The 17477-nt window shown below is 75.0% G+C and carries 15 protein-coding genes; 10 read left to right on the top strand and 5 right to left on the bottom strand.

Going from position 1 to position 17477, the window contains the following annotated elements:
• Positions 1 to 72 precede the first annotated feature (72 nt).
• Positions 73 to 987, top strand: a complete 915-nt coding sequence (locus ACGFZ2_RS30130; RefSeq protein WP_393459402.1) for a rhomboid family intramembrane serine protease — start codon at positions 73 to 75, stop codon at positions 985 to 987.
• 61 nt (positions 988 to 1048) lie between these two features.
• On the opposite strand, the gene ACGFZ2_RS30125 is transcribed toward ACGFZ2_RS30130, so the two are convergent.
• The gene (locus tag ACGFZ2_RS30125) at positions 1049 to 1480 is read right to left on the bottom strand and encodes a PH domain-containing protein (protein ID WP_393459399.1); all 432 of its coding nucleotides are present in this window, start codon (positions 1478 to 1480) and stop codon (positions 1049 to 1051) included.
• Positions 1481 to 1569: 89 nt separating this feature from the next.
• Between ACGFZ2_RS30125 and ACGFZ2_RS30120 the strand changes: the two genes are divergently transcribed.
• Positions 1570 to 2742 carry a thiolase family protein gene (locus ACGFZ2_RS30120; protein WP_393259379.1) on the top strand — a complete coding sequence of 391 codons (1173 nt, stop codon included), beginning with the start codon at positions 1570 to 1572 and terminating at the stop codon, positions 2740 to 2742.
• A gap of 23 nt (positions 2743 to 2765) precedes the next feature.
• On the opposite strand, the gene ACGFZ2_RS30115 is transcribed toward ACGFZ2_RS30120, so the two are convergent.
• The gene (locus ACGFZ2_RS30115) at positions 2766 to 3419 is read right to left on the bottom strand and encodes a class I SAM-dependent methyltransferase (RefSeq protein ID WP_393459396.1); all 654 of its coding nucleotides are present in this window, start codon (positions 3417 to 3419) and stop codon (positions 2766 to 2768) included.
• A 142-nt stretch (positions 3420 to 3561) separates the two neighbouring features.
• Between ACGFZ2_RS30115 and ACGFZ2_RS30110 the strand changes: the two genes are divergently transcribed.
• From ACGFZ2_RS30110 to ACGFZ2_RS30080, 7 genes are all read left to right on the top strand, one after another.
• Entirely contained in the window at positions 3562 to 4563 is a 1002-nt protein-coding gene (locus tag ACGFZ2_RS30110) for a phosphotransferase (RefSeq protein WP_393459393.1), read from the top strand.
• A 187-nt stretch (positions 4564 to 4750) separates the two neighbouring features.
• On the top strand, positions 4751 to 6349 hold the full coding sequence (locus ACGFZ2_RS30105) for a glycoside hydrolase domain-containing protein (RefSeq protein ID WP_393259374.1): 1599 nt from the start codon (positions 4751 to 4753) through the stop codon (positions 6347 to 6349).
• 20 nt (positions 6350 to 6369) lie between these two features.
• Positions 6370 to 7980, top strand: a complete 1611-nt coding sequence (locus ACGFZ2_RS30100; protein ID WP_393459390.1) for a glycoside hydrolase domain-containing protein — start codon at positions 6370 to 6372, stop codon at positions 7978 to 7980.
• Positions 7981 to 8109: 129 nt separating this feature from the next.
• Positions 8110 to 8622, top strand: coding sequence for a hypothetical protein (locus ACGFZ2_RS30095; protein ID WP_350702644.1), 513 nt, complete (start codon positions 8110 to 8112; stop codon positions 8620 to 8622).
• Positions 8623 to 8690: 68 nt separating this feature from the next.
• A complete protein-coding gene (locus tag ACGFZ2_RS30090) occupies positions 8691 to 9383 on the top strand; it encodes a response regulator transcription factor (RefSeq protein WP_357698310.1) in 693 nt (230 codons plus the stop codon).
• A complete protein-coding gene (locus ACGFZ2_RS30085; protein ID WP_393459387.1) occupies positions 9376 to 10815 on the top strand; it encodes a sensor histidine kinase in 1440 nt (479 codons plus the stop codon). Before ACGFZ2_RS30090 ends, ACGFZ2_RS30085 begins: the two co-directional genes overlap by 8 nt.
• A 59-nt stretch (positions 10816 to 10874) precedes the next feature.
• Positions 10875 to 11468, top strand: coding sequence for a hypothetical protein (locus ACGFZ2_RS30080; RefSeq protein ID WP_393459384.1), 594 nt, complete (start codon positions 10875 to 10877; stop codon positions 11466 to 11468).
• Between the two features lie 73 nt (positions 11469 to 11541).
• Here the strand turns inward: ACGFZ2_RS30080 and ACGFZ2_RS30075 are convergent, their stop codons facing one another.
• Together ACGFZ2_RS30075 and ACGFZ2_RS30070 are read right to left on the bottom strand one after the other, a co-directional pair.
• Entirely contained in the window at positions 11542 to 13140 is a 1599-nt protein-coding gene (locus tag ACGFZ2_RS30075) for a ricin-type beta-trefoil lectin domain protein (protein ID WP_393459381.1), read from the bottom strand.
• Positions 13141 to 13466: 326 nt separating this feature from the next.
• The gene (locus ACGFZ2_RS30070) at positions 13467 to 15704 is read right to left on the bottom strand and encodes a hypothetical protein (RefSeq protein ID WP_393459378.1); all 2238 of its coding nucleotides are present in this window, start codon (positions 15702 to 15704) and stop codon (positions 13467 to 13469) included.
• Between the two features lie 122 nt (positions 15705 to 15826).
• Here ACGFZ2_RS30070 and ACGFZ2_RS30065 point away from each other — a divergent pair, with 122 nt between their 5' ends.
• Positions 15827 to 16534 carry a glycosyltransferase family 2 protein gene (locus ACGFZ2_RS30065; RefSeq protein WP_357698383.1) on the top strand — a complete coding sequence of 236 codons (708 nt, stop codon included), beginning with the start codon at positions 15827 to 15829 and terminating at the stop codon, positions 16532 to 16534.
• A gap of 39 nt (positions 16535 to 16573) precedes the next feature.
• Here ACGFZ2_RS30065 and ACGFZ2_RS30060 read toward each other — a convergent pair whose 3' ends face one another.
• A complete protein-coding gene (locus tag ACGFZ2_RS30060; RefSeq protein WP_357462836.1) occupies positions 16574 to 17476 on the bottom strand; it encodes a transketolase in 903 nt (300 codons plus the stop codon).
• Between the last annotated feature and the right edge of the window lies 1 nt (position 17477).

Here is a 17477-nt window from a genome sequence, read left to right as displayed (position 1 = left end):
CCACATGACTGAGCGCTCCGAAGGTCGGGACCGGTTGGCGGGCCGCGCGGCCCGCGTCGGCGGGCGGGCGCGGTGAGCGAGTCGCCGCCGGTCACCCCGGTCTGCTACCGGCACCCCGGCCGGGAGACGTACGTCCGGTGCACCCGCTGCGACCGGCCGATCTGCCCGGACTGCATGCGGGAGGCGTCGGTCGGGTTCCAGTGCCCGGAGTGCGTGGCGGAGGGACGTCGTGGCGTGCGGCCGGCGCGCACCGTCTTCGGTGGCGGTGCCGCCGGCCGGCACGGCTATGTCACCAAGGCGCTGATCGCGCTGAACGTGCTGCTGATGCTGCTCTCCATCGCCTCGGACCGGGGCGGGGACGCGGCGGTCGGCGGCTCCGGCTTCGGCGGCCTGATGGGCGGCAGCACCCCGCTGACCGACTGGGGCGCGGTGCTCGGCGGCGCGATCTTCCCCGACGGCACGGTCGGCGGCATCGCCGAGGGCGAGTGGTACCGCCTGGTCACCGCGATGTTCCTGCACTACGGCGTGGTCCACCTGCTGCTGAACATGTGGGCGCTGTGGGTGCTGGGCCGGTCGCTGGAGGCCAGTCTCGGGCCGCTGCGGTTCGGCGTGCTCTACCTGGTCTCCGGGCTGGGCGGAAACGTCGCCGCCTACCTGTTCAGCGAGCAGAACCAGCTCACCGCCGGCGCGTCCACGTCGATCTTCGGCCTCTTCGCCGCGCTGGTGGTCATCGAACGCAAGATGGGGCGGGACATCTCCCAGGTGCTCCCCATCCTGGTGATCAACCTGGTCTTCACGTTCACCGTGCCCGGCATCTCGATCCCCGGGCACCTGGGCGGGCTGGTGGTCGGCGGGCTGGTGGCGCTCGTGTTCGCGTACGCCCCACGGTCCCGGCGGACGCTGGTGCAGTTCGCCGGCGGCGCGGTGGTCGTGGTGGCGCTGCTCGGCCTGGCGCTGATCCGCACCGCCGTCATCCTCGGCGGCTGACCGTCCGCTCGGTCGTGCCGCGCGGGACCGACCGGCGGCGGGCCGGCGGCTGACCCGCCGCTCAGCGCGGGCGGGCCTCGTGCAGGGCCTCGGCCACGTCGGCGGGGTCGGCGCCGAGGTCGAGGCGGCCGAAGAGGTGCAGCGACTCCCCGGCGTCGATCTCCAGCACCTCGCTGGTCAGGCCCAGCCGGGCGCGGCGGTCCACGGTGACCCGCTCGACGGCCGGCCAGGGCAGCCGGCGGCAACCCGCGAAGCCCTGGACGACGGTGACCCCCTCCGGGTCGACCGCCAGCCGGACCGGCGCCACCAGGTCGCGCGCCGCCCAGCCGGCCAGCGCGGCGGCCGCGACCACGGCCAGCCCCAACTGGACCGGGTCGCCCTCGTCGAGGAGCAGCGCGAGCGCGAGCAGCGCGACCGCGCCGGCCAGCTTGAGTGCCGGCAGGGTGGCCGGCACCCGCCACTGGTGGACGGTCGGGGACGGGTCTGGGCGCATCCGTCCAGGATGCCAGCGCACCCCGGGGGAGGACGGCGGCCCGCCCAGGACGTAGTATCGGTGGCAGCCGAAGTTACCGGGGAGTAGTCATGAGTGACGCAGTCATCGTCGGCGCGGTACGCACCCCGGTGGGGCGGCGCAAGGGCAGCCTGGCCGCCGTGCACCCGGTCGACCTCTCGGCGCACGTGCTGCGCGCCCTCGCCGAGCGCACCGGGATCGACCCGGCCCAGGTCGACGACGTGGTCTGGGGCTGCGTCTCCCAGGTCGGCGACCAGTCGTGGAACATCGCCCGCAACGGCGTGCTGGCCGCGGGCTGGCCCGAGTCGGTGCCCGGCACCACGCTCGACCGGCAGTGCGGCTCCAGCCAGCAGGCCCTGCACTTCGCCGCCGCCACCGTGCTCTCCGGCCAGGCCGATCTGGTGGTCGCCGGCGGCGTCGAGTCGATGACCCGGGTGGCCATGGGCTCCAGCGGGGCCGGCGGGATGCCCTTCAGCGAGCAGCTCCGCGACCGCTACCGGGGCGTCGAGGGCTTCGCCGAGGATGCGCCGCTGCCGTTCAACCAGGGCGTCGGGGCGGAGCTGATCGCCGCGCGCTGGCGCTTCTCCCGGGCCCAGCTCGACGAGTTCGCCCTCGCCAGCCACGAGAAGGCGGCCGTCGCGCAGGACGCCGGCGCCTTCGAGGCCGAGATCACCCCGGTCGCCCTGGCCGACGGCGGCAAGTTCGTCGCCGACGAGGGCATCCGGCGGGACACCTCGCTGGAGAAGCTCGGTGAGCTGGCCACCCCGTTCCGCCCCGACGGCGTCGTCACCGCCGGCTCCGCGTCGCAGATCTCCGACGGCGCGGCGGCGCTCGCCGTCACCACCAGCGAGTGGGCCAGCCGGCACGGCCTGCGCCCGCTGGCCCGGATCCACACCGCCGTGGTCGCCGCCGACGACCCGGTCACCATGCTCACCGCGCCCATCCCGGCCACCGCGAAGGCGCTGCGCCGCGCGGGGCTGGGCATCGAGGAGATCGGGGTGTACGAGGTGAACGAGGCGTTCGCCCCGGTGCCGCTGGCCTGGCTGGCGGAGACCGAGGCGGACGCGGAGCGGCTCAACCCGCGCGGCGGCGCGATCGCCCTCGGCCACCCGCTCGGCGCCTCCGGCGCCCGGATCATGACCACCATGCTCGCCCACATGCGGGACAACGACATCCGCTACGGCCTCCAGACCATGTGCGAGGGCGGCGGCATGGCCAACGCCACCATCGTCGAGCTGCTCTGACGCCCCGCCTGCCGGGGCGGGAGCTACGCCCCGGCGGGCCGGCGCGCCACCATGTGGCCCTGCGGGGTCTTCTCGGTGCCTTCGGGCTCCTTCACGACCGTGGCCCACAGGTCGAAACCGGCCTCGCGCAGCAGCGCGGCCACCTCGTCCGGCTGCTGCCGGTACCAGTCGGCGCAGATCGGTTTGCCGAAGGCCTCGTCGAGGTGCAGGCATTCGTCGCCGACCTGGAAGGCGAGCATGAGCTGCCCGCCCGGCGCGAGCACCCGGTGGAACTCGGCGAAGACCTCGGGCCGCCGCTCCCAGGGGACGTGGATGATCGAGTAGTAGGCGAGTAGCCCGCCGAGGGAGGCGTCCGGCAGGTCCAGCGCGAGCATCGAGCCCACCTCGAACCGCAGCCCCGGGTACGTCTCCCGGGCCAGCGCGACCATCCCGGGCGACAGGTCGACGCCGAACGCGTCCAGGCCCAGTCGGTGCAGCAGGATCGTGACGCGGCCGGGCCCGCAGCCGACGTCGGCGACGGGGCGGTTGCCGTTGGCCTTCACCGCCTCGGCGAAGGCGGCCAGCAGCGCGCGGTCGAGGGGTCTCTCGTCCATGTCCGTGCGGAGCCACTCGGCGTAGTCGACGGCCATGGTGTCGTAGGAGTCGCGGGTGGCGGCGAGGAATGAGGCGTCCGGCATGGCGGTGAAGGGTAGCCGTCCCCTCCGCCGGCCGCGATGATCATCGCCGGGACCGGCGGGGCGTGTCGATCGCCGCCGGGCACGGGGTGCGCCGGGGATAAGGTGTCGCCCCGGCGCCGGGGACCGGGCTAGATTCCGCGGCGTGACCACTGCCTCCATGCCGTACGCCGACTGGGCCGACCCGTACTGGCGGGACACCGCGCTCGGCTGGGTCGGCGACCAGCTCGGCCGGCACGGCCGGCGGGTCGTCGGGCCGGTCGAGCCCCGGGTCCGGCCGTGGTCCCTCGTCTGGCGGGTGCCCACCGACGCCGGGGACGCCTGGTTCAAGGCGAACAACCCGGGCACCCGGCACGAGGCGGCGCTGCTGGCCGCACTGGCCCGGCTCGCCCCGGGGCGGGTGCTCGACCCGATCGCGGTCGACGCCGACCGCGGCTGGTCGCTGCTGCCCGACGGGGGCCGCTCGCTGCGCGACGCGCTGGGCGGCGACCGTGACCTGCTGGCCCGCTGGGAGCAGGTCCTGCCGGAGTACGCCGACCTCCAGCGCACGGTCGCGCCCCGGGCCGGTGAGCTGCTCGCGCTCGGGGTGCCCGACCACCGGCCGGAGGTGCTGCCGGAGCTGTTCGAGTCGCTGCTGGAGGACGAGGAGTCGCTGCTGCTGGGGGCGGAGGACGGGCTCGACGTCGAGGCGTACGGGCGGTTGCGCGCCCATCGGGACACCTTCGCCGAGCACTGCCGACGGCTGGCCGACTCGGGCATCGAGCCCAGCATCCAGCACGACGACCTGCACGACGGCAACGTCTTCGTCGCCGACGACGGGCACCGGTTCTTCGACTGGGGGGACGCCTCGGTCGCCCACCCGTTCGGCACCCTGCTGGTCACGCTGAACTCGGTCGCGGACGCCTTCGAGCTGCCCGCCGGCGACCCGACGTCGGCGCGGCTGCGGGACGCGTACCTGGAGCCGTGGTCGGACCGGCACGACCGGGCGACGCTGCGCGAGGTGGCCCGGCTGGCCGTCCGCGTCACCCGGGTGAGCCGGTCGCTCTCCTGGCGCCGGGCCCTCATGACGCGGGATCCGGCCCGGGCGCAGTACGCGTCCGCGGTGCCCGGCTGGCTGACGGAGCTGTTCGAGCCCGACCCGGTCTGAACCCGGACGGGCGGCGCGCGGCCCCGCCCAGCAGGCGCGAGGGCCCGCCCGCGACACTTCCGGCCCGTCCGGTGCCGGCCACGACCTCGACAGGAGCCGTCGACTGTGGTCAGAATCAGCGGGCCGGCGGCGCGAGTGACGCGTCCGCCCGCCGGCCGTCCGACTCACGGGGACAGATCGGGGAAACGTGAAATCCACACTCTCGCCGGCCGGGCTGCGCCGTGCCGCCCGCCGGACCGTGGCCCTCGCCGCCACCACCGTCGTCGGCACCGGCCTCGCGTTGACAGCCGTCACCAGCCCGGCCCACGCCGCCGTCCCACCACAGCCCGGCACCTACACCGGCCTCGGCTTCGACGCCTGCACCGCGCCGACCAGCGCACAGATGCAGGCGTGGCGCGACCACTCGCCGTACCGGGCGGTCGTCATCTACTTCGGCGGCAGCAGCCGGGGCTGCGCACAGCCCGCGCTGACCCCCGAATGGGTCGCGGAGCAGACGGCGGAGGGCTGGCACCTCGTCCCGATGTACGTCGGGCTCCAGGCCCCCTGCCTGGCGACCAGCCGGCCGCGCATCGACCCGGCCCAGGCGGCGGCGCAGGGCCAGGCCGAGGCCGACGACGCCGTGGCGCGGGCGGTGGAACTCGGCCTGCCCCGGGAGAGCGTCCTCTTCTACGACATGGAGGACTACGACGGCGGCGACGCCGCCTGCACCACCGCGGTCCTCACCTTCATGAGCGCGTGGACCGCCCGGCTGCACGACCAGGGCTACCTCTCCGGCTTCTACAGCAGTGTGGCCCGGGGCGTCGCCGACCAGGTCGCCGCCTACGACACGCCCGGCTACGTGCGTCCGGACTACCTCGACTTCGCGCGCTGGGACAACGACGCCACGGTCGAGGACCCGACCATCCCGGCCAGCTACTGGATGCCGAAGCGGCGGATGAAGCAGCACGTGGGCCCGCACGACGAGACGTGGGGCGGGGTCACCATCAACATCGACGGCGACTACCTCGACGTCGCCCCGCTGCCGGCGACCCGGTTCGGCGACTTCACCGGCAACGGCTGGGCGGACCTCGGCTACCGGGAGCCGTCCACCGGCCGGGTGTACGTCTATGGCGGCAACGGCACCACGCTGAGCGGCCGGATCACGCTGGGCGCCGGCTGGAACGGCATGGACACGATCATCCGGGCCGGCGACTTCGACCGGTCCGGCGGCGAGGACGTGATCGCCCGCGAGCCGGCCACCGGCTACCTGTGGCTCTACCCGGGCACCGGGTCGGGGATCAGCGGCCGGATCAACCTCGGCGCGGGCTGGAACAGCGTCCGGGAGATCACGCCGATCGGCGACTACAACCGCGACGGCTTCCAGGACCTGCTGGCGGTGCAGAGCTCCACCGGCGCGCTCTACCTGTATCCCGGCACGGGAGGCAGCGCGTTCACCAGCCGCATCCTGCTCGGCTCCGGCTGGAACACGGTGGACGAGCTGAACGGCGGCGGCGACTTCAACAACGACGGCTACCCCGACGTGGTCGCGCGGGAGAAGAGCACCGGTGACCTCTACCTGTACCCGGGTCGTGCCGGCGCGCCCAACACCCGTACCAAGGTCGGCGCCGGCTGGAACACCATGCGCGACCTCGTCCAGCTCGGCGACTTCGACCGGGACGGCCGGCCGGACATGGTGGCCGTGCAGAATTCGACCGGCTACGTCTACCGGTACCGCTGGCTCGGCACCGCCTGGGCGTCGCCCATCCGGCTCGGCACCGGGTTCGGCTCCATGACCCCGCTGCTCTGAGCGACCAGGATCGAGGACTCGTGACGCTCCGTTCCGCTCTGCCCGCCGGGCTGCGGCGTACCGCCCGGCGGGCCCTCGCCGCGACGGCGGCCACCGTGCTCGCCGCCGGCGCCGCCCTGACCGGCACCGCCGGGCCCGCGTGGGCCGCCGGCTACACCGGGCCGCACCCGGGCGCGTTCACCGGCCTGGGCTTCGACACCTGCACCGCGCCGTCGAACGCGGCCATGAACGCGTGGCTCGCCTCGCCGTACCGGGCGGTGGGCATCTACATCGGGGGGAACGGCCGGGCCTGCGCCCAGCCGAACCTGACCCGGGAGTGGGTGACCACGCAGGCGGCGGCGGGTTGGCGCTTCTTCCCGCTCTACGTCGGGCCGCAGGCGCCCTGCCGCAGCACCAGCAAGCCTCGGATCGACCCGGCGCAGGCCGCCGCGCAGGGGCGGGCCGCCGCCGACGACGCCGCGGCGCGCGCCCGCGACCTGGGGCTCGCCCGGGAGAGCACCGTCTTCTACAACATGGAGAAGTACCCGGCGGGCGACGCGACCTGCACGGCGGCGGTGCAGACCTTCACCCACGCCTGGACCATCCGGCTGCACGACCACGGCTACTTCTCCGGCTTCTACACCGACGTGGCCTCCGGCGGCCTCGCCGACCAGGTCTCCGCGTACGAGCGGGCCGGCCACGGCCGGCCGGACTACCTGGACTTCGCCCGGTGGGACGGCGTGCAGACGGTGGCGGACGAGGCGCTGCCCGAGTCGTACTGGATGCCGAAGCAGCGGATGAAGCAGTACCGGGGCGACCACCACGAGACGTGGGGCGGGGTGACCATCAACATCGACAGCAACCACCTCGACGTCGCCCCGCTGCCCGCCACCCGGTTCGGCGACTTCACCGGCAACGGCTGGGCCGACCTCGGCTACCGCGAGCCGGCCACCGGCCGGCTGTACGTCTACGGCGGCAACGGCGCCACGCTGAGTGGGCGGGTCTCGCTCGGCGCGGGCTGGAACGGGATGGACGCGATCGCCCGGGCGGGCAACTTCGACCGGGCCGGCGGCGAGGACCTGCTGGCCCGCGAGAAGTCGACCGGCTACCTGTGGTTCTACCCGGGCAACGGCACCGGCGTGACCACCCGGGTCAGGGTCGGCAGCGGCTGGAACGGCATGCGCGAGATCACCCCCGTCGGCGACTGGAACGGCGACGGCTTCCAGGACATCGCGGCGGTGCAGACCTCCACCGGCGTGCTCTGGCTCTATCCGGGCACGGGCACCGGCTTCGGCAGCCGGGTCGCCCTCGGCGGCGCGGGCTGGAACGCGATGGACGAGCTGACCGGCGGCGCCGACTTCACCGGTGACGGGCGCCTCGACGTGCTCGCCCGGGACACGGCCACGGGCCGCCTGCACGTCCACCCGGGCGGCCCGGACGGGCTCCTCGGCGCCCGGCTCGACGCGGGTGCCGGCTGGGGCGGCATGCGCGACCTCGTCCAGCTCGGCGACTTCGACCGGGACGGCCGGCCCGACCTGGTCGCGGTCCAGAAGTCGACCGGCAACGTGCTGCGGTACCGCTGGAGCGGTGGCGGATGGCTCGCCCCGAACCGGCTGGGCAGCGGTTTCGGCGCGATGCAGCCGTTGCTCTGACCCGTACTTCCGGGCCCGTCCGGCGCGACGGGCCCGGAAGTCGGACAGGCGGTGCGACGCGCGGGTGTGGAAGTTCTGCAATTTGCGCGTGACCCACGTCACCCTCCGGCGCCCGTCGTTGGGCAGGGCATGGACGTCTTCTCCCGAACGTTCCTCCCGGCCGCCTCCGAGGCCGGACTGGCGATGCAGACTGTCAGCCGGCACATGCCGGTCTTCCGCCGCTGCGTCGGCTCCGGCGACGCCACCATCCTGGTCACCCGGTGCAGCCGGCCCGACCGCCCGATGGCCGGCGAGTACCTCTTCCTGCTGACCCACCGGCGGCTGGTCGTCACCCAGCAGACCCGGGTCCTGCACCGGCTGCGCCTGCACCTCAACACCGAGCTGCGGGAACTCAGCAACGTCACCTGGAGCCCGGACCCGCGCCTGCACTCGGTCGAGCTGGCGGCCACCGCGATCGACGGGGTCCGCGAGCGGTTCCTCATCCACACCCGGCACCCGAAGCAGGTGTGGCAGCTCGACGCGCTGCTCAACCACGCCTTCCGGACCCGGCTGCGGACGCCCCGGGAGCGGCTCGTCGCCACCATCGGCGAGGCGCCGGCGGTCGCGCGACCCGCCGCGTTCCGGCCGGCCGTGGTGCGCTGACCGTCTTCTTACCGAACCCGAACATCCGCTGACCCGCCCGACGCCGCCGCGTCGGGAATCATGGGCCGGTGACCGTCGACGCCCCGACCCGCGGGCTCGTCCTCGTGGTGGAGGACGAGCCGGCCATCGCCGACCTGGTCCGGCTCTACCTGATCCGCGACGGGTTCGGCGTACACCTGGAACGGGACGGCGCCGCCGGCCTGGCCGCCGCCCGCCGGCTGCGGCCGGTGGCCTGCGTCCTCGACATCGCGCTGCCCGGCCTCGCCGGCACCGAGGTCTGCCGGCGGCTGCGCGAGGCCGGCGACTGGACGCCGGTCATCTTCCTCACCGCCCGGGACGACGAGGTGGACCGCGTCGTCGGGCTGGAACTGGGCGCCGACGACTACGTCACCAAGCCGTTCAGCCCGCGCGAGCTGGTCGCCCGGGTGCGGGCGGTGCTGCGGCGCACGGCCGGAGCGCCCGGGGGAATGGGCCGGCCGCGGGTCGTCGGCGCGGTGACGCTCGACCCGGCCCGGCGCACGGTGACCGTCGCGGGGGCCCCGGTGCAGCTCACGTCGACCGAGTTCGACCTGCTCGCGCACCTGATGGCCCGGCCGGGCCGGGTCTTCACGCGGGAGGAACTGCTCGCCGGGGTGTGGGGGTACGCGGCCCACGCCGGCACCCGCACCGTCGACGTGCACGTCGCGCAGGTCCGCGCGAAGCTCGGCGCGGCCAGCGTGATCCGCACCCACCGGGGCGTCGGGTACGCCGCCGATGGCTGAGCCCACCGTCGCGCTGCCGGTGGTCGGCCCGCCGGCGCGACCGCCCCGCCCCCGCCCCGCCCGTACGCTCACCTCCCGCGCGGTGCTGGTCACCTGCGCGGTGGCTCTGGTCTCGGTGCTGGTCACCGCGATCGTGGCGGTGCCCCTGGCGGTGCGCGGCGTCGAGCGGCGCGACCAGGAGGCGCTGGCCGCCCAGGCCCGGCTCGCCGCCGAGGTGCTGCGGCCCCGGCTGGAGACCGGGCGGACCGCCGACGAGGAGCGGCTCGTCCGCCAGTTGCGCGCCCAGGGCGTCGACGCGTACCTGGTCCGGCGGGGCGTCGCGGACCGGCCCGGCCTGCCGCCCCGGGTGGTGCAGCGCGTCGCCGAGGGACGGAACGTGTCGACCCGCCGGCCCCTCGACGGGCGGCGCACGCTCATCGAGGGCCGCGCCCTGCCGGGCGGCAACGGGGTGGTGCTGACCCGCTCCCGGGCCACCGCCCCGTGGCGGCAGGTGCTGCCCAGCCTCTGGCTGCCGCTGCTGGCCGGGCTGGCCGCCGGCGTGGTCGCCGGGCTGCTGCTGGCCCGCCGGCTGGCCCGGCCGATCCGGCGCGCCGCCGACGCCGCCGCCCGGCTGCGCGCCGGGGACCGGACGGTACGCGTGCCGGTGGAGCCGCCCGACGAGGTGGCCGACCTGGCGTACGCGCTGAACGGGCTGGCCGCCGCGCTGGCCACCAGCGAGGGCCGGCAGCGGGAGTTCCTGCTCTCCGTCTCGCACGAGCTGCGCACCCCGCTGACCGCGATCCGGGGCTACGCCGAGGCGCTGGCGGACGGGGTGATCGGGGCGGCGGACGCGGCGGGCACCGGCCGTACCGTGCTCGCCGAGGCGGAGCACCTGGACCGACTGGTCAGCGACCTGCTGGCGCTGGCCCGGCTGGAGGCCGCCGACTTCCCGCTCGAACCGGTGCCGGTGGACCTGGCCCGGCTGGCCGCCGACGCCGGCCGGACCTGGGCCGACCGGTGCGCGGCGATGGGGGTCACGTTCCGTGCCGAGGTCCCGGAGCAGCCGGTGCCGGCGTACACCGATCCGGGGCGGATCCGGCAGGTGGTGGACGGGCTGCTGGAGAACGCGCTGCGCGTCGTACCGCCGGGGGCGCCGGTCGTGCTCGCGGTCCGGGCGGCCGGCGCGGACCCGGCGGCGGGCGGCGTCGTGGAGGTCCGCGACGGCGGACCCGGTTTCACCGACGACGACCTGGCGGTGGCGTTCGAGCGCGGCGCCCTGCACCAGCGCTACCGGGGGGTGCGCAAGGTCGGCAGCGGGCTGGGGCTGGCGCTCGCCGCCGGCCTGGTCCGCCGGCTCGGCGGGGAGATCATGGCCGGGCACGCGCCGGAGGGCGGGGCGGCGTTCACCGTCCGGCTGCCCCCGGATCCTTACCAAGCTCGAACATCGGCCTGACCCGCCGCTCGCCCGACGGCGGGAGGCTGGGATTCCACGGACGGACGAGAGGGAGACTCATGGCACGTTGGGGAATCGCCGCCGGCACGCTGTTTGCGGCGGTCGCGTTGGGGCTCACCGGCTGCGGCGCGGCCGAGGTGGCGGGCCAACCGGCCCGCGAGACCGCCGTCGAGGTCGTCGCGGCGCTCGGCGCGGAGGGCCAGGCGCTCGCCGCGATGGGCTTCGACGCCGGCGACCTGGACGTCGACCCCGTGGCCGCACCCGCCTCGCCGACGGCCTCGCCCACCGCGACCGGGGAGAAGCCGCGACGCGAGCGCGCGGAGGAGTGGCGCAAGCGCCGGCAGGCCCGGGTGCTGCTGCGGAAGAACACGCTGCACGGCGAGGCCGTGGTGCGGACGAAGGACGGCGGCACGAGGACCGTCGCCGTGCAGCGGGGCGAGGTGACCGCGATCGACGGCGGGAAGATGACCGTGAAGTCCACCGACGGCTTCACCATGACCTGGACCTTCGGCGACGAGCTGCGCGTCGTCGAGCGTCGTACGACGATCGCGTCCACCGACATCGGGGTGGGCACGACGGTCGGCGTGGCCGGCGCCAAGGAGGGGGACGGCGGCGTGGCCCGCCTGATCGTCGTGCCGGTCAAGCAGAAGTAGGTGTGGCCGCCGTGCCCGGCGGAGGGATCAGGCCGGACCGCCCGGAGCCGGGCACGGCGGGCCACACCCCACCTCAGTACACCCGGGAGCCGATGAAGTCGTCGTGCCCGTAGCCCACCGGGTTGGCGAAGGCGCGGGACTCGAACGACCACTGCTGGCGCGTGCTGGTGGAGCAGGTGGCCAGCCGCAGCCGCGGGGTGCCCAGCCACGGGTCGTCGAAGGCCAGGCAGAGGTTGGTGTTGCCGGCCGCCTTGATCTGGTTGCCGGCCAGCACGAACCTCTGGTTGGCGCCGCCGTGGCAGTCGTGGACGTTGACCGCCGTGCCGGAGTTCAGCGTGCCGCCCGAGACGTCCAGGCAGCGGTCGTGGGAGAGCTCCGAGTGCAGCGACTGCCGGGCCGGGTCGTACCAGAAGCCCTGGTTGCGCCCGCCGTGGCAGCCGTACGACTGCTGCGGCGTGCCGTTGCGCGAGTCGTAGCCCTTGCCGTCGACGCAGGTGCCGGTGGCGGCGTTGCGTAGCTGCCTGAACTCGAACAGCCCCGAGTAGAGCACGCCGTTGCCGGTGCTGGCCGGGTCGACGCAGGTGGCGCGCTGCTGCCCGGAGTTCCAGAACTGGGTGACGCACTGGGCGAACATGCCGTGCCCCCGATAGTTCGGGTGGAACGACTGCCGCGCCGCGTTCTCGTCCCAGACGCCGATCTCGATGTGGAGGCCGCGGACGGCGGTGTTGTCGGTGCACACCTCGTGGCCGTGGAACAGGCGGCTCGCGTCGAGATAGCGGGTGCCGGTGTTGGTCGCCGCCGCCCGCAGCGCCGACTCGAACAGGGGCACCGCCTTGTTCCGGGCGAACGCGGCGTCGGCCAGGTAGAGCAGGCAGCCACCGGCGTACCAGCCGGGGAAGTTCGGGTTGTCCTCCACGTCCGGGCTGCCGGGGCTCGGGTACGACATGAGCACCAGTTCGTAGTCCGACCGCAGGTAGCCCGCGCCCGTCATGGTCTGCCGGATGTCGGTGAGCGTGTCCTCGACCGCCTGTCGGCTGCCGTCGGTGCGCACCGTCCACTGGTCGGTGTAGGTGGGGTAGCAGGGGCCCTGGAAGAAGACCCGGCGGATGGTGCAGTCGGTGGCGACGGGGCCGAACTGGATCGTGCCGTCGCCGTTCGCGCCGACCACCACCCAGATCAGCTTGATGTGCGTGTTGCGCGCCTTGATCGCCAGGTGGTCGCCCTGGTTCAGCTCGTTGTGCTGGGTGGGCCCGCCCCGGATCAGGTTCCACGGGGTCGCCCCGGAGCAGGCGATGTTGTACTTCTCGTCGGCCGGGATCCCGGTGCGGAAGACCGCCTGGTCGTACGAGCGGTCGCACCAGTTGCCGGGTTCGTGGGTGCCGGGGACGTAGTTGCCCACCCCCTCGCCCGAGATCTCGCTGTCGCCCATCGTGATCAGCGCGGTGCGGCGCTGTTCGATGGGGCGGATGGCGGGCGCGCCGTAGAGGGCGGTGGCCTCGGCGGCGCGGATCGCCTCCAGGTTGCCGGGGAGTGGCTGGATGGCCGGACGGTCGGCCGCGGTGGCGGGGGAGGCCGTTCCGGCGAGCATCGGCAGGACGAGAGCGGCGGCGACGACGACGGTGAGCACCCGTCGTCGGGTCGCGCGTTCGCGTCTGGCAGGGGAACCATGCATCGACGCACTCCTTTCGGCTCGATCGCGGGACGTCGATCGAGTTACCAGAAGGTAACGCCGGCTTCGAGATATGTGAATGCGTCTCGGAATCCTTGCGCGCGGAGTGTAGAACCGGACGATCCGGGCGAGGCGGACGACGTCAGGGGTGCTGCGGCCGTCGCTCCGGCCGCCCTCTCCGGGTGGCCGGGCGGCATCGGCGGTGTCCGGCCGGAGGCGCCGGGCGGCGTCGGCGGTGCGCGGCCCGGACGCGCCGGGCGGCGCCGGCGGTGCGCGGCCCGGACGCGCCGGGCGGCGCCGGCGGTGCGCCGGCGGAGACGCCGGGCGGGTCAGCGCCCGGGCGGCAGGGCGTAGCCGACGTAGCCCCGGAACTCGACGCGCCAGCCCGCCGGCACCAGCTCCGCGCACGCCGGCCGGCTGCCGGTGCAGACGATCGCGTCCACCGAGGCGGGGTCGGCCGGCGGGCGCCCGGGCAGCACGGACTGCAGCGCCACCAGCTCCGGCTGGCGGCCGTCGGCGTCCCGCAGCAGCAGCCACCAGGGGTACTCCCAGTTGTCGTTCTGCTGCACCAGGCCGATCCGACGGGCGTCCGTCGCGCGTACCGCGCCCGCCGCCCAGCGGAACTCCTCCGCCCACTGGGGGCGCCGCAGGAACCGGGTCTCCCACTCGGAGGTGGTGAAGACCGAGCCCGCGCCGACCAGCCGGCGCGGGAAGCCGTACGACACCGCGAGCACCCCGGCCAGCGCGCAGGTGGCCAGCACGGTCACCGCGAGCCCGACCGCCACCGACCGCCGTCCCGCGCCGCCGTCCCGCGCGGTCGACCGGCGGCGGAACAGCGCGTCGAGCCAGAGCCCCGCCAGCGGTACGGCCAGCGCCAGCGCGTAGAGCAGCAGGCGGTTGCCCCACGGCTGCCACTTGACCATGGCGGTGTGCAGCAGCACGGCCACCACCACGACCACCGCGTACGCGCGCAGCGGCCCCGCCTGCGTCGGGCCGACCCGGCCCGGCCTGGCCAGCGCGAACCCCGTCCCGATCAGCGCCAGCGCCCCGGCCAGCGGGAAGGCCACCCGGTCCTCGTCCGGGTACCAGGACGGCACCGGGAAGCGTTCCCGCCCGAAGGTGGTGGCCCGGTCCTGGGGGTCCACCCCGATCAGGTCGGCGCTGGCGACGATCGCCTCGGCGCCGGCCCGGCGCAGCGGCGCGAGCGGGGTGTCGAACGCCGTGTGCGCGATCCGCAGCGCGTTGACGAGCACCGAGGGCGGGTCGTGCCGCTCCATCGGGACGGACTCGCGCAGCCGGGGCGGGCCGAGCGGGTGCCCGAACTCGGCGGTCACCCGGGCGAGGAACGGACCGACCACGACCGCCGCGACCAACAGGATCAGCACGGACCCGGCCACCGTCCGGGCCACCTGGCGCCCCGGCCGGAGGCCGCCGGGCGCGGCAGCCCCACCGGCGTGACCGACATCCGGGCCGCCCACCGCGCCGGCCCTGTCGGGCACCGCTCCGGCGCGCTCCCGCGCGGTGCCCCGCGCCAGTCGGAGCTGGGCGAGCCCCCAGAGCACCAGCAGCGGCCCGAGCGCCATCAGGCCGTTGGTCTTGGTGACCGCGGTCAGCCCGGTGGCCGCCCCCAGCCCGAGCATCGTTCCGACCCCGGCGCGCCGGCGCAGCCCGTCCAGCGCGAGCGTCGCCGCGCAGGCCACCCAGGCGGCGCAGACCAGGTCGGTCTGGGTGCTGGTCGCCTGGAGCGCCACCATCGGCGTGGTGGCCAGCACGAACGCGGTGAGCAGCTGGGCCCGGCGGCTCCCGCCGAGCTGGGCGGTGATCCGGGTCGCCGCCAGCAGGACGCCGACCCCGGCGGCCCACTGCACCAGGTGGTGCAGCGCGTCGCCGCCGGTGAAGAGGCGCAGGTGCAGCAGCAGGTACTCGGCGCCGGGCGGGATGGTCACCTGGCGGTGGATGGCGGTGGGCCAGAAGTCGAGGTCGCCCTGGGCCACCCAGTGCTCCACCTTCGGCAGGTGGTAGGTCTGCGAGTCGAAGTTGTTCGGTTCGGCCAGCAGGGCGATCAGCAGCTCGACCAGGAGCAGCCCGCCGACCGTGCCGGCGAGCAGCCGCTCGCCCCGCCCCGCCGTACGCCAGACTTCGGCCAGACCGGTCCACCAGCCGGACCGGCGGGCCCCGGCGGCGCCCGGCGCGCCGGCATCCGGTGCGGGCGGCGGGGCCGGGGCACCGGTGGTGGGGCCGGTGGTCGCGCCGACCAGGGCGCGGCGTGGCGCCGCGACCGCCGCCGCCCGTCGCGCGGCGTCCCGCCACCGGCGCTGTCCGGCGGCCGCGCCGGTGGCGGCGAGGAAGAGCAGCCAGGCGACGGCGAACGCCGGCAGGGTGAGCAGCCCCAGCGCGCCGAGCAACTCCACCGTGAGTACCGCGAACGCGCCCGTGACCAGGGCGGCCCGGACCAGCGCGAGGCGCAGCGGCGCCACGGTCTCGGTGGCCAGCGGCCGGAGGGCGACGGTGAGCAGTCCGATCGCGGCGACGGGGGCCAGGGCGAGCGGGTAGCCGGCTGCCGACATGGCGGAAGTAAACACCATCTTCCTGAGGCCGCCACGGTCGATGCCCGCGGTGCTGGGCACCGTCCCGCTGACCAGCCAGGCTAGGCTAGGGCCGACGTATTGTCGCCACCGTGGAGATTCCCGTGAAGCTCTCGATCCTCATGCCGGTCTACAACGAGGAAGAACGCATCGCGGATGCTCTCAAGCAGGCGTTGGCGGTCGACTACCCGTGCGAGATCGAGCTGGTCGTGGTCGACGACGGCAGCCGGGACGGCACCGGTGAGATCCTCGGCCGGGCCGACGACGCGCGCCTGCGGGTCATCACCCACCAGCGCAACGCCGGCAAGGGCGCGGCCATCAAGACGGCGGTCGACAACGCGGAGGGTGATTACCTGGTCATCCTCGACGCCGACCTGGAATACGACCCGCAGGACATCCCCAAGCTGCTCGACCCGGTGCTCGACGGGCGGGCCACGGTCGTCTACGGCAATCGCACCTTCGGCAGCCACAGCGCCTACAGCTTCTGGTACGTGATGGGCAACAAGGGCGTCACGATGGCCGCCAACGTGCTGTTCAACTCCTACATCGGCGACCTGGAGACCTGCTTCAAGCTGATGCCGGTCGACCTCTACCGCTCGCTCGACGTCCGCTCGCGCGGCTTCGGCATGGAGGCGGAGGTGACCGGCAAGCTGCTGCGCCGCCGGATCCGCCCCTACGAGGTGCCGATCAGCTACCGGGCGCGGGGCCGCGAGGAGGGCAAGAAGATCACCTGGAAGGACGGCGTCGAGGCGCTCTGGATCCTCGGCCGCGAGCGCACCCGCCGCCGCCCCCTCGGCGCCCCCACCCGCTGACCCGCCGCCGAGACCTGCCCCGCGGCGGGTCGTCGCGGCTCAGCGGCCGGCCGGCGCCAGCGCCGACTCCAGGAACCCGCCGACCGAGCGGCGCAGCCCGGCGGCGTCCAGCCCGTGCCACCGGGTGTGGTCCTCGGCCGACCCGTAGCGGCGCAGCTCCTCGCGCCCGACGCCGAGCGCCAGCAGCCGGTGCGGCCGGTCGGCCAGCGCCGCCGACACCACCCGCGCCGACGTCCCGGCCAGGTAGGGCTCGACCAGGATCACCTCCGTGCCGGCCAGCGCCCGCAGCCCCGCGGTGTCGAACGGCCGGGGCCGGTGGGTGTACGCCACCGTGACGCCCAGATCGGCCGCCGCGGCGAGCGACGCGTCCAGCACCGGGCCGACCGCGACCAGCAGCGGGGCGCCCGGCCCCGCGTCCCGGAGCACGCGCAGCGCGCCGTCGCCGCCGTACGGCCGGTCGTTGTGCTGGGTGGAGAGCCGCAGGTACGCCGAGCCGTCGGCGGCCACCGCGTCCCGCAGCAGCGCCGGCACCTCGTCGGGGTGGCCGGGGACGTGCACGGTCCAGCCGTGCAGGGTGTCGATCAGCGAGACGTCCGCCGGCGAGAGGTGGGTGCGCCCGGCAGCCGCCCGGTCGTACGACGCGCCGACGCTGACCAGCACCGCGCCCACACCCTGGTGGTCGAGGTCCAACTTGAGCTGCTCGTACGCGCGCTCGACCAGGAACGGGGCGTAGCTGTGCGCGATCGGCCGCAGCCCGGTCAACGCCAGCCCGCCGGCCACGCCCACCATCAACTGCTCGCGGATCCCGACGTTGAGGACCCGGTCCGGGTGTCGCCGCGCGGCCGGGGCGAACGCGGCGGCGGAGATGTCCGCCAGCACCAGCGCCGTACGCGGATCGTCCGCGAGCAGCGCGGTGGTGGTGTCGACGAAACGGTCCCGCACG

It is taken from the genome of Micromonospora sp. NPDC048063 (assembly GCF_043202855.1).
GTDB lineage: Bacteria > Actinomycetota > Actinomycetes > Mycobacteriales > Micromonosporaceae > Micromonospora.
Note: the sequence above shows the minus strand (reverse complement) of the source record. Positions and strands in the feature narration are given on the sequence as shown.